Here is a 13,071-nt window from a genome sequence, read left to right on the forward strand (position 1 = left end):
GATACAAGATAAATATGTATCATCCCTTTTATTTTTTGTTTTACAACCGTCATCGGTTGTATTTATAACGACTTTAGGGGTGCTTTTTAAGTTTTTTATATAATATAAAACTGCTAATTTAATTTTTCAGCTTATCTAGTAATTGAATTCATTAACTGGAAGAAGTATTCAGGCTTATAAGTCTTATTTAGGTTATACCATGAATGTAACGTATCTGGTGCAAATACATCAATTTTTTTCAATACTTCCATTGCAAATTCCAGAGGAGCTACTCCTGATGCAGTAATCAAATTTTCATCACATACTGCAGGTTCCATCTTATAAAGTTGTTCTCCTTTATAATTAGGACAAACCATTTTAATATATTCTAAATCATTGCTTGTATGTTTTCTAGAATCTAGGTATCCAAAATTCGCTAACCCCTCAGTTGCACCACAAATGGCAGCAACAATAGTGCCGAGTTTTAACGCTTCACCAATTTTTTTTAAGATAGGGTGATGAATGCTTTCCCCCCAAGTAGTCCCTCCAGGTAAAACTAAAAGATCGTTACTCTCAAGAGTACATTCATCCAGGGAAATATCTGGCTTTATGCTCAGTCCTCCCATCGTAGTAATAATTTCATTATTAGCTCCTACTGTAACTACCTTTAAAGGGGCTAACTCTTTTTTGAAATATCTTCCTGAGTTTAGTTCTGCAATTAAATGTCCATATTCCCAGTCTGACATCGTATTAAATACATAAAGATAAACTTTTTTTGTTTGCATACAATAACACTCCAATCACAATTGAGTTTTTCAAAAAAATTAATAAATAAATTTTACAATATTTATTATTTGAATTTAACCTATTTCCTTAAGAATTCTTTAAAAAATAATTTGGATACTTTATTTGAAGGTATGGTTTACGAATTAAACAACCTTCAAAAAATATAATAGTTGAAATTTATTGGTTTTAGAATGAAGAAATTAGGCTCAATATACCAACTTAATTATTCATAATTGAGTTGTGGTATAATTTACATACAGGGGGAAAGTAGATGACACAACATAAAGAAGAGCAAATGAATGAGGCATTAGCATTATTTTACTTTGCATATAAAACTTTTACAGAAAAACCAGATGAAATAATAAAAGAGTATAGTATACAGCGTGTACATCATAGAATTCTGTTTTTTATCGCTCGTTTTCCAGGGCTTAGTGTAAATGAACTGCTATCACTTTTAGAAATAAGTAAACAAGCTCTTCACGGACCGTTGCGCCAACTGTTAGATAAAGGACTTATTGAGAGTAATGAAGCTGCACATGATCGTCGTGTGAAACAGCTGTCTTTAACAGAAGAAGGAACAGACTTAGAGAAAAAACTGAGCGATGTTCAAAGAGAACAAATGGGAGCTATTTTCTCACAGTTTGGCGAATCATGTGAAGAAAATTGGCATCAAGTTATGAATGAAATGGCAAATAGCCGTTCAGGATTTGATGCATGGACGTCTAAGCGTGAAATACCAGTAGAATAAAAGATAGAAACAGTATCTTGTTTTGTAGTTTGGAAAATCATAAATTTTTATCTGTATATTTGGCAACTATGGATAAAAAATTCACATTGCCAAAAACTTTATATGTGTACGTATTGAAATTTTAAAATTCATATTTCCGAGAGGGGAATTATAATGATAAAACTTGTACTCATTCGTCACGGACAAAGTTTGTGGAATCTTGAAAATCGATTTACAGGATGGACAGATGTGGATTTATCAAAGAATGGATTAAGTGAAGCGAGAGAAGCAGGAACAATATTAAAAAAGAATGGATATACATTTGATGTTGCGTATACCTCGGTACTAAAACGAGCAATTCGTACATTATGGATTGTACTGCATGAAATGGATCTCACTTGGGTCCCTATACATAACTCATGGAAGTTGAATGAACGCCACTATGGTGCACTACAAGGATTGAATAAAGACGAAACTGCAAAAAAATATGGAGATGAACAAGTTCATATTTGGAGAAGAAGTATAGATGTGAGACCGCCTGCACTTACTGAAGATGATTCTCGATATGAGGCGAACAATCCAAGATATAAAACGTTAAAAAAAGATGAATTCCCATTGACTGAATGTTTAGAGGATACGGAGAAAAGAGTAGTTGATTATTGGCATTCAGAAATTGCACCGTCATTAAAAAGTGGTGAAAAAGTAATTATTTCATCGCACGGTAATACAATTCGTTCGCTAGTGAAATACTTAGACAACCTTTCAAGTGATGGTGTGGTTTCATTAAATATTCCAACTAGCATTCCGCTTGTTTATGAGTTAGATGAAAAATTACGTCCGATTCGTCATTATTACTTAAGTATGGATGGAGAAGTACCTGAAGGGGAAATTCCGAAACATATATCTTTTTAACATGAAAATTTGAAACGCATGCTTGTCTACATATACAATGTAGATTCATGATAAAGTGAAACTTTAATCAGTGGAGGGTGTTCATCCCGCACTGATTATTAGCCTTCACCAATCGGGCTTTTATGGGCAGTTGATCCCTCACCTAACGTCTTTGCTTTCGCTGAATTTTGAGGTGGGGGGGTCTTACTGCCCGTTAATGCGGGATAAAAGACGTGGCCTGCTTCTAATGTATATGCGATGTTGCTAACTTTAGAAGGTTGTCCACGTCTTTTGTCATAAAGAGAGCTGTTTGTGCATGTAATGGTATCGTGAGTAGTTTTGGAATGGAGGGTGATGTGATTGACGATCTCTAACATTCGAATTGGCTTATTTATTTTAGCAATCGTCTTTATTGTTCTTGTTTTCTTTTATTGGAGAAATGAAGAGTTGTACGAGGAGAAGAAACAACGAATTCGAAAAACGTGGTACGGTTTGTTCATAACATCAGTCACAGTTTATTTCACGATAAAAGGAATAGATTTAACCCTCTGGAAAAATCTTTTAATGTTTACTGCGATGGTAATTTTCGTTGATATTGCATTCATTTTGACACCAAATATTTCAGAAATATGGGGCGCAAAATTCAGCGATATTGGAAAGACGGTCCAATCAATTAAAAGGTCATTAATTGCTTCAAAAGCAAGAGGAGAAATATATACGACAATTATTCAAAATGTGAATCCAACAGCCTTTGGGACAATGGAATGGCAAATGGAAGAGGAATATACAAAAAGCTTAAACGCATTTTTAGATTCATATGGGGAAAAGATTGGTGCGAAAATTGTTGTATTTGAAGCGGTGAAGGAATTAAATACAAACTTTCGTGGTATCCGCTCTCAATTTAGTATTATTGTTCCATTAGAACACATCGAGCAATTGAATGAGCAGAAAGCGGTGCAAGTAGAAAATGTCGGAATTATACCAGCAAAAATAGTTAGTGATGTTTTCATTGTTATTGATGGGAAGAAAAATAACCTTCAAGATCGAGATTTTGAAAATGTATATAATTTAACAATTCATCATAGTTATTTTAGTAAATAAGGACAGAATTTTTTTCTGTCCTTTTCACCTATACATAAAGGGAGAACAAATTCAGACAAGCTTGTATAAAATTGGACAATCATTCCTACACTAGCACGTAGAGGTGATTGTAGTGATAAAAGATTATGACAATGATTTTTTTAAAGAAGATAATGAAGATACAACAGATTTCTCTTTAATAAAAGGAGATACTTTGCAGCAAGTAGAAGAGTTAGAAGAAGAATTAAAAAGAAAATGATACGTGTACACTCTGTCTGCATTTGCTATATAATATAAATAAAAGGTTGTATCTTTTTGAAAAGGGGGAGAAGAGATGGCAGAAGTAAATGCTCAAAAATCTTCGTTTTTTAAAACTAAAAAAGAAGAATCAAATACAGATTTCTCTCTTGTGAAAGGTGCATTAACAGAAAATATAAATCGTTTAGAAAAACTTATGGATAGTAATAGTTCGAAATATGCTCGAGTGAAAAAATAAAGGAAAATGCATAAGAGCATTTTCCTTTATTTTTTATTTTGCATTAAACTTTTCTTTTACTTTTAAAGGTAAATCCGCTTTTTGAATTTCTTCATAGGATTTTACTTCAATCGATGATATTTCATTTTTATCTTTATTTTCTTGGTCTACATACATGCACAAAAATGCCTTTTCATTTAATTTTTGATCGTTTGATTGTTTTTTACTTCTAAATGTAATTTGTTTTCTTACTCCATCTTCATCATATGCCGGCAATGTGTAGTTCCGTAAGTTCCTACCTTCTATCTTTTCAATAAACCCTTCACCTTTTATCTGTACGTAATATACATCCTTACCGATTCTATTTAGAGAAGCTCTTTCGCACCCGATAGTTAAGTTGCAAAATAATAAACTTAGTGTAATAACAGATGAAATTTTTTTCATTTTCATTTATATACTTTAAATTAGGTATTTAAAGTATACGGTTATTTTTTTAATAGAAAAATCGATTTTGATTACAGCACTCTTACAATCTTGTAAGAGTATAGCTTTTTTATACTAAATTAAAAAATATAAGGATGGAATGAATAGGTTATAATGAATTTTTGAAATCTTAAAATAAAAGTAAAATAATGAATCATGGTATAATAATAAAGGACGTACATATTATTTTGTCAATTGGAGAGGAGCTTAAAAATGTATTCTACTTTAGAACAATTAACAAAGCACCCTGTATTTTATCATTTTGCAGAAATTTCAAAGATTCCTAGAGGATCAGGTAATGAAAAAGAAATTAGTGATTACTTAGTGAGTTTCGCAAAGGAACGTAATTTAGAAGTTATTCAAGACGAAGCGTTAAATGTCATTATAAAAAAAGAAGCTACTTCTGGTTATGAGAATGTTCCAGCTATTATCATTCAGGGGCACTCTGATATGGTGTGTGAAAAAAACCAAGCGACAGTTCATGATTTTGAGAAAGATCCAATTGAATTAAGAATTATTGGAGATATGTTATATGCAAACGAAACTACTTTAGGTGCTGATAATGGTATTGCCGTTGCATATGCATTAGCATTATTAGATTCAACAGACATCCCACATCCAGCTTTAGAAGTTGTTATTACAACTGAAGAAGAAACGACAATGGGCGGTGCATTCGCTGTTGATTCAAATCATTTTGACGGAAAAATATTTATTAATATTGATTCTGAAGAAGATCATAAATTACTAGTGAGTAGCGCAGGTGGTGCGAAAGCAGTTGAAACGATTTCAGTGATTTGGGATGAAGCGTCAGTAGATATGGACACATACCGACTATATGTTGGGGGACTTAAAGGTGGACATTCTGGTTTGGAAATTGATAAACAACGCGGTAATGCGAATAAAGTATTAGGACGAGTTTTACGTGATTTATCACTTCACATTCAGTTTAATATGAGTGAAGTTCATGGCGGCTTAAAAACAAATGCAATTCCGCGTGAAAGTGTAGCTACAATTTTATTACGTGCAGAAGATGTACAGCAAGTAGAAGAAAAACTAAAATCATGGACACGTATGTTACAAGAAGAGCTACGTGCTGTTGATCCGGATGTTCATGTTTCACTTACAAAAGTAGAAGAAAAGGCGGAAAAAGTCTTTTCTAAAGAAACGCAAAAACAGCTTATTTCTTCATTATTCTTAATTCCAAATGGTATACAAAGTATGAGCATGGATATTAAAGGTCTTGTAGAAAGCTCAACTAATTTAGGAGTTATTCAAACACTGCAAGATGAGATTAAACTACGAAGCGAAGTGAGAAGTTCTGTAAGTAGCTTAAAACAACATATTGTAGATGAAATTAAGTATATTGCGGAATTAGTAGGGGCAACATTTGAAAAAGAGTCTGAATATCCAGAGTGGCCATATAATCCTAATTCGCCTATCCGTAATTTATTCGAAAAAGTACACCAAGAAAAATACAGCAAAGATGCTGAAATCTTTGCAGTACATGCAGGAATTGAGTGCAGTGTATTTGTTCAAAAAATGCCTGAGTTAGATGCTATTTCATTCGGTCCAGATATCTTTAATGTTCACACTCCAGATGAACATATTAGTATTTCTTCTGTTGTGAATAATTGGGGATTTTTCGTTGATGTAATGAAGGGAACGAAAGAATTAGCTAAGTAATAAAAGACGGAATAAAAAGCAGCCTAAATTTATAGGTTGCTTTTTTGTATAGAATTTTATGTGAAGCAAAATAATGGCCAAGAAATTTACCTATTGTTGATTTAAAATAAAGTTTGATAAAAAGATCTATTTTGCAGAGTATCTCTTTCTTCAACAATCGGGCCATTTAATTGAATAAGACTACACAAAAAGTCGCTTTCCCTTACCTAAGGAAAGCGACTTTTTAGATTGGTTTTCCCCTTATTATCAAGCTTTTTACTTTAAGTTCCTTTGACTAATAAGGTTTACTTCAGTAAAATAAGATATATTATATTTGTTGAATAGGTTCTCTTTAAAGACAAGAAAAGTAGGTGAACAAAGTGGGGAAATATCAATTGGATTACAAAGGTCAGGCAGCTGTGGCAAAGTTTCATGAAAAACAGACGCCTGCCAAATTTGATAAAAAGCAGCAACTTGAAAAATTGCGTGCGGAGTATTTGAAAAAGAAGCAAAAACAAACAGATAAATAATACGTTATGTTTTTCTGAATTTTCTTTATGTAATGCAAACAAACACAAGAAAATAGGTAAGTTATTCATCGTTCAAATATATACAGGCTATTTTTTCAAACCTCTTACTTAATGAACTAAAAAGTCGATTCCTTGAGATGGAAATCGGCTTTTTTAATAAGTGACATTTCCTTAGCGTTGTAAATAAGCATTTTCCTGACGCTAGCCCAAGAAGTAATTGAGGATAATGTATCTACCACAGTTGGGCGCTTTAATTGAGTAAGGTTCACAAAAATTATCAAACTTTTTTATAAAAGGATGATTCAATTGAATATAGAAAAAGCGTGTTTTGATCAATCTTTTTTCAAAACACGCTTTTTCTATTCGCTCTTTTATCAAGGTTTATTAAGTTAATTTAATCAAACTTTATTCAAAAGCTAAATCTATGTAAAAGTTCTACTGTAATATTATACCCCCCTTGATAAGGAGAAAGTATTACTACACAAGTGTCATGTGAATTTCATGTACCGTAATTTAAATAAAAAAATAAAGAGTTTCAAAAAAATATAAAATGGTTTTCTTGTCCGCATTCTCGGATTTATTATAACTTGGTTAATTTGACTTGTGTAATTTATTACGTTATGATTTTTCATTATAACTGAAAGGCTTGAAGATAATGATTCGTCGTTTGAAAAAGTTTAAAAATGTCGCTGTCGTATTAAGCTTCTAAGTAAATTGCAAAAATCTACAATACTTAGAAGCGAGGAATATAGTTATGAAGCATCCATTATTTAATCATTGGTCTGAAACAAAGTATTTAAAAGATATAGTAACAAATCCACTCATTGAAGTAGGAGAGTACTCCTATTATTCAGGGTATTATGGAAATCAAAATTTTGAAGATGGTTGTGTAAGGTATTTATGGGGCGATGCTAAGTCCCAAACACTTTTCAATCCAATTGAACAGATGGGTTGGCATCTTGATAAGCTCATTATTGGAAATTATGTTTGTATTGCAAGTGGCGTTATCATTTTAATGGGTGGTAATCATAATCATCACTCAGAATGGATTACAGTGTATCCATTCGCTGAGCAAATCGGACAATCTTATGAACCAAAGGGTGATACAGTCATTAAAAGTGATGCCTGGATTGGTATGAATGCTACAATAATGCCTGGCGTTACAATCGGTGAAGGTGCAATCGTTGCGGCAGGATCTGTCGTATGTAAAGATGTTCCGCCATATACAATAGTGGGCGGTAATCCTGCTAAGGAAATAAAAAAACGATTCACTGATACAGAAATTAATATGCTAATGGAAATGCGTTGGTTTGATTGGGATAGAGAATTGATTGAGAAGGCAACTCCTCTTTTATCTAGTCCAGCCATTGAACCAGTATTTACTTTTTATAAAAATGAAGTGAAAAATAAATAAATCAGCTAGAGAAACTACATCCTAAATAGGGTGTAGTTTTTTATTATTTGTAATAGAAACAATTATGAAATAATCTCCCCATTATGGTTTAGTTTTTATAAATTATCTTAAGAAAAATTAAGAAATATAACCAGTAGTTCTTAATATGTTTTATTTATAATTCAAATGATTGAACAAAATTGTTTCTTCATTTTCCCTGCAAGGTTTTCCATCACGAAGTATTCGCCAGGAAGTAGAAAAAAGGTAGCTCATATATTAGAAGTTTCAGCGATATTCCAAAAGTATTCACCTGAAGTATTTGGTGGACAGCAACATGTGTACTTGTGCATGAGCCGGCCATTATACAGTTTATAAAATCTGCAACAATGATTCTTTTTTTGAGATAGCGAAAATGGATTTTTTTATGCAATTCATTTTGTTTTCTTAACAAAATACCTAGTGCTTTCTTATCTTAACGGGGAACAATTTTATTACTTAGATGGTCTATTACGTGTATTCCTAAAAATGGATGTCCAAATTGAATACAATATATCCCGTTTGATATATATTTTTATGTATTGCAAAAATATGAAAGGACTTATTATTTTGAAAAATAAAAGGATATATATTGGTGGGGTACAAGTTTAATACTTTTACAGATGAGGCATTGCAAGTGGAAACGAAAAAGAAACAACTCAAACAGTAGCTTATCAATCATACAAACGTAGGAGGATATATATGATAAAACCAGTTGTAGACGTAAAAAACATTCAAAAAGTGTACGGTAAAAAAGGTGAGAATCAATCACACGCATTAAAAGGTGTTTCATTCTCGATTCAAGAGGGGGAGTTTGTAGGAATTATGGGGCCATCTGGTTCTGGCAAAACAACATTATTAAATGTAATTTCGACTCTTGATAAAGCGACGGGTGGCGTTATTGAAATTGCAGGAACGGATATTACGAAAATGAAGCAAGGTGAGCTTTCTGATTTCCGTTCGCAAAAGTTAGGATTCATTTTCCAAGACTTTAATTTATTAGAGAATTTATCTATTTACGAAAACATTGCACTTCCACTTTCCCTTCAAGGTGTCCCATCACGAAATATTGGGCCGAAAGTAGAAAAGGTAGCTGATATGTTAGGAATTTCAGCAATACTTCAAAAGTATCCATCTGAAGTATCTGGTGGACAGAAACAGCGTTCAGCAGCAGCACGTGCGTTAGTGCAGGAGCCTGCAATTATTTTAGGGGACGAGCCAACAGGAGCTCTTGATTCTAAAAATGCAACTAGTTTACTTAATGCAATGACAAATTTAAATAAAGAACAAGGCGTATCGATTATGATGGTTACGCATGATCCATACAGTGCAAGTTACTGTCAGCGTATTTTATTCATTCAAGATGGTGAGTTATATAAAGAAATTTACCGTGGTGGTAAACGTGAAGAGTTTTATAAAGAAATTTTAGACGTGCTTGCAGATTTAGGCACACAAAAAGCGTAAGAAAGGAGGTTTGGGCATGTTGTTTAAACTTTCGATGTCAGGGTTGAAAAGTAAGTTACAAGATTATATTGTATTACTTATTGGTCTTATTGTATCTATTTCAACTTTTTATATGTTTCAAACGCTATCACTAAATAAAGCGTTCCTTGAATCCAATGCAAATGTTGGTCCTATTGTATTAATATTTCAAATAGGTTCCTCTTTATTAGCGATTGTAACATTTTTTTACATTATGTATGCAAACTCTTTCTTATTATCTCTTCGCCAAAAAGAGTTTGGTATGTATATGATGTTAGGAGCAAAAAAATATAAAGTTACATTACTAATGTTCCTTGAAACAATCATATTAGGTGCGGCGTCACTTGTGATTGGGATTACAATTGGTGTAGGACTTGCAGAAGGTATCGGGCAGTTATTAATGAAACAATTGGAGTTAACTGGAGAAGGTTACCAAGCTTTCTACATTCCGTCTATGGTCGTTACTTGCATCTTCTTCTTTGCATTATTTGTACTATCAGCAAGTATGAATAGTATTAAATTGTCATGTATTTCTGTATTACAGCTTGTACATGCAGATGCACAAACAGAGCGTGTCGCGGTAAAAGGAAAAATGACAATTGTAGTTGCATTACTTGGTCTGATTTTGTTAGGTATTGGTTATGCATCATTGCTCTATATACCACAGGCAAAAAATCTAGGAACCGTTCCTACATTAATGGCTCTTGGATTAATCGCAGCAACTGTTAGTACTTACATGTTGTTTGGATCACTTCTCCCAGTCATGATAAAAAAAATAAAAAGTAATAAAAAGCGTAGTGAAAAAGGGCTTAATGCTTTTACCTTTGCTCAATTAAACTTCCGCATTAATGGCTTAACAAATGTGCTTGCGACGGTAGCAATCTTAGTAGCCCTTGGAGCAGGTGGAATTGCGTGTGGTATGGCATTTAAAAATGACGTTTTAAAGCAGACTGATAAAGGAACAATTTACGATTCGGTAGTTCATAATCCAACAGCAGAAGAAAAGAACATTTTGAGTAGTATTTTATTTCAAGAGAAACTTGAATATCGTTACAAAGTAGATGATAAGTATGTTTATTATATAAAAGAAGAGCTAGAGAACAATCGTCCTTTAGTAAAAGATAGAAAAAATGAGAAGATAATGAAAGTTTCAGAAGAGATTCCCATGGATGCATTTGCATTGTCAAGACAATGGGGTAAAGAGGATGCAGAATCAAAACAATGGAGAGAAGCTTTCGAAACAATTCAGCCAAATTATATACATCCTGATCATAAAATAAAAATTGTAGATCAAAACATATACGATAGTATGAAAGATACAGAAAATACGGTGTTTATTGGGAAAACAGATGTTTTTGGAGCATACGTAAAAGAATGGAAAAAAATTGATGAATTGCAGGTAGTTAAATATAAAAATGTGAAAGTGGAAGAACTGGATAGTAAGTATCAAACATATAAGGCGAATCAAAGTTTTTCCAGCGGACTAATGTTTATGGGGTTCTTCGTTGGAATTGCGTTTTTAGCAATGATGGCAAGTTGCTTAATGTTTAAAATTCTATCTGGCGCATCTAAAGATAGTATACGTTATCAAATGCTTCGTAAAATTGGTGTTCGCCGGGAATTATTAACACAATCGATTTATAAGGAGTTATCCTTCGTATTCTTAGTCCCAGCAATTATCGGTATTGTTCACATATTAGTTGGTATGAATATGTTTGGCCCTCTTTTAATCGATCCGTATTTTCGAATTTGGTTACCAATTGTTATTTTCATAGTGATTTACTCGATTTACTACTGGATTACAGTACAATTGTATAAAAGAATTGTACTTCCGAAAGAAGCTTAATGTATACTAAGTATCATCATAATTGGCCCCCGTTATGATGAAGGGAAAAGAAGAGGGAAAATAGCATCGTTCCTACATTGAGTACTACTTTAACCTTATTTGTAGGAACTCTTGCACTATCCCCTTACAATAAAATTGAATAATCATCCAATATTAATTGTTAACTATTATCGGAATTTTGACAGGATGGAACAATTTTCAAAAAAATATCTTGTATTCATTGTGTCTATTATAGCTATTATTTAAAATTGGGTCTGCACCAAAAGAGTGTAAATAAACATAAAATTTGTAAACTTTATTCATCATAAGGATTATCGTTTTAGAAAAGGAGTGTGTGTTGAAAAAATTTTTAAAGGTAATTTTAATCTTATTAGTAATATTTATAGGAATTATGTTGGGAAGCATAATTTTAAATAAAACATATCATACAGAGTTTAAGTCTTTAGATAACAAGGATCAAAACATGTTAAAAGAATTAGCTACTATTTATAAGAGCTTCGAAGAATCGAGTGATAAACTTTGGAATGAAGATTATCGCTTCGAAAAAATGCCATTGGTTCTGATACGTAGTAATAAAGACGGGGGATTCTTTAGACAAGAAGCTTATGCAGTTAATGTAACGGGATTAGAAAATAGTATTTTTGCAAAGGAAATAAAAGTCTCAAATTCTCTGCATCTACCTAAAGTCTATCGCTTAACTCGTTTTGATTTTAGAACTATTTCTACCTGGATTCCTTGGAACTTTGGGACAATAAATATTAATGATATGGATGTATTTTATTTAAAATATCATCCTAAAATGTTTAGTAATCCAGATTTATATTTTGATTTTTCATCTTTCTTATTACATGAAGGTTTTCATGCTTATAAACAAAAAGATTGGACATATGATGCAAATGGTGGAGAGTCTATTCACGAATATCCGATTAATAAAGAAAATTACGCGCTAATGGGATTAGAATTTAAGCTATTAGATAAAGCAATGATTGATACGAACCCAGAAAGTATTAATCAGGCATTATATGATTGGACAATTGTACGTAACTATCGCTATAAAAAATGGCCTCAATTAATTGGAGAAACAAAAACTGAAGCAATAGAAGGTTCAGCACGATACTTAGAGTATCGTTATAGTAAGTTAACTGGTGGAAATCTTATGGTACTTGCAAAGAAACAGAGGCCATATCATGTTACTTTTATGGAGGCATTCAACTTTATTGCTAATGGACAGGCAGAATCTCCAAGTTTTTTAAAGCGGAATATAAGATATGAGACTGGTTCAGCGCTTGAATTAAGCATGGATAAAGCAAATATACCATGGAAAGAAGCTATTGAAGATAGTGCAATCAAACAAGGAAAGACACCATATGAAGTTTTAAATACGTACTTTAATATAAATAATACGCCCACAATTGAAAATAAAATCAAAGAAATTAAAGAGAACAATGACTATGAAACACTTTTAGAACAAGGAGAAAAACTAGTGAAAATAAGTAACAAGTAAAAAATAAGATTTGAAAAAGAATTTCCTTTAAGCTCGTATTGAAGAGGATTCTTTTTTCATTTTATAAGTTATATACACTAACGGTGTAATCAAAAAAATTATTGAAAGAAGGAGTCACAATACAATTATTTTTTATTAAAAGTTAAATTTAATGAAGAAGAAAAAATATTAATAATAAATGGATCTAAAGAAAATTT

The 13,071-nt window shown here is 32.2% G+C and carries 12 protein-coding genes and 1 pseudogene; 11 read left to right on the top strand and 2 right to left on the bottom strand.

Going from position 1 to position 13,071, the window contains the following annotated elements:
• Positions 1-131 precede the first annotated feature (131 nt).
• Positions 132-764: a type 1 glutamine amidotransferase family protein gene (locus JFU23_RS27795; RefSeq protein ID WP_002017047.1), complete on the bottom strand. Its 633-nt coding sequence runs from the start codon at positions 762-764 to the stop codon at positions 132-134.
• A gap of 272 nt (positions 765-1,036) precedes the next feature.
• On the opposite strand from JFU23_RS27795, the gene JFU23_RS27800 reads away from it, so the two are divergent.
• The 5 genes and pseudogenes from JFU23_RS27800 to spoIISB all read left to right on the top strand — a co-directional run bounded on the left by JFU23_RS27800 (position 1,037) and on the right by spoIISB (position 3,973).
• On the top strand, positions 1,037-1,513 hold the full coding sequence (locus tag JFU23_RS27800) for a MarR family winged helix-turn-helix transcriptional regulator (protein WP_002017049.1): 477 nt from the start codon (positions 1,037-1,039) through the stop codon (positions 1,511-1,513).
• Between the two features lie 153 nt (positions 1,514-1,666).
• Entirely contained in the window at positions 1,667-2,404 is a 738-nt protein-coding gene (gpmA, locus tag JFU23_RS27805) for a 2,3-diphosphoglycerate-dependent phosphoglycerate mutase (protein WP_201033260.1), read from the top strand.
• Between the two features lie 339 nt (positions 2,405-2,743).
• A complete protein-coding gene (locus JFU23_RS27810; RefSeq protein ID WP_201033262.1) occupies positions 2,744-3,484 on the top strand; it encodes a type II toxin-antitoxin system SpoIISA family toxin in 741 nt (246 codons plus the stop codon).
• A 112-nt stretch (positions 3,485-3,596) separates the two neighbouring features.
• On the top strand, positions 3,597-3,722 hold the full coding sequence (locus tag JFU23_RS27815) for a hypothetical protein (protein WP_000588712.1): 126 nt from the start codon (positions 3,597-3,599) through the stop codon (positions 3,720-3,722).
• Between the two features lie 75 nt (positions 3,723-3,797).
• A pseudogene (gene spoIISB / locus JFU23_RS27820) lies at positions 3,798-3,973 on the top strand (stage II sporulation protein SB).
• Positions 3,974-3,992: 19 nt separating this feature from the next.
• Here spoIISB and JFU23_RS27825 read toward each other — a convergent pair.
• Positions 3,993-4,382, bottom strand: a complete 390-nt coding sequence (locus JFU23_RS27825) for a YxeA family protein (RefSeq protein ID WP_201033323.1) — start codon at positions 4,380-4,382, stop codon at positions 3,993-3,995.
• Positions 4,383-4,634: 252 nt separating this feature from the next.
• On the opposite strand from JFU23_RS27825, the gene JFU23_RS27830 reads away from it, so the two are divergent.
• The 6 genes from JFU23_RS27830 (at position 4,635) to JFU23_RS27855 (ending at position 12,874) form a co-directional block, all read left to right on the top strand.
• Entirely contained in the window at positions 4,635-6,104 is a 1,470-nt protein-coding gene (locus JFU23_RS27830) for an aminoacyl-histidine dipeptidase (RefSeq protein ID WP_201033265.1), read from the top strand.
• Positions 6,105-6,463: 359 nt separating this feature from the next.
• The gene (locus JFU23_RS27835) at positions 6,464-6,613 is read left to right on the top strand and encodes a hypothetical protein (RefSeq protein WP_002069316.1); all 150 of its coding nucleotides are present in this window, start codon (positions 6,464-6,466) and stop codon (positions 6,611-6,613) included.
• 754 nt (positions 6,614-7,367) lie between these two features.
• Positions 7,368-8,027, top strand: coding sequence for a CatB-related O-acetyltransferase (locus tag JFU23_RS27840; protein WP_201033267.1), 660 nt, complete (start codon positions 7,368-7,370; stop codon positions 8,025-8,027).
• A gap of 717 nt (positions 8,028-8,744) precedes the next feature.
• A complete protein-coding gene (locus JFU23_RS27845) occupies positions 8,745-9,506 on the top strand; it encodes an ABC transporter ATP-binding protein (protein WP_201033269.1) in 762 nt (253 codons plus the stop codon).
• A gap of 16 nt (positions 9,507-9,522) precedes the next feature.
• Positions 9,523-11,370, top strand: coding sequence for an FtsX-like permease family protein (locus JFU23_RS27850; RefSeq protein ID WP_201033271.1), 1,848 nt, complete (start codon positions 9,523-9,525; stop codon positions 11,368-11,370).
• A 337-nt stretch (positions 11,371-11,707) separates the two neighbouring features.
• A complete protein-coding gene (locus tag JFU23_RS27855; RefSeq protein ID WP_201033273.1) occupies positions 11,708-12,874 on the top strand; it encodes a hypothetical protein in 1,167 nt (388 codons plus the stop codon).
• The last annotated feature ends 197 nt before the right edge of the window (positions 12,875-13,071 follow it).

This window comes from Bacillus sp. TH50 (assembly GCF_016650565.1).
GTDB lineage: Bacteria > Bacillota > Bacilli > Bacillales > Bacillaceae_G > Bacillus_A > Bacillus_A mycoides.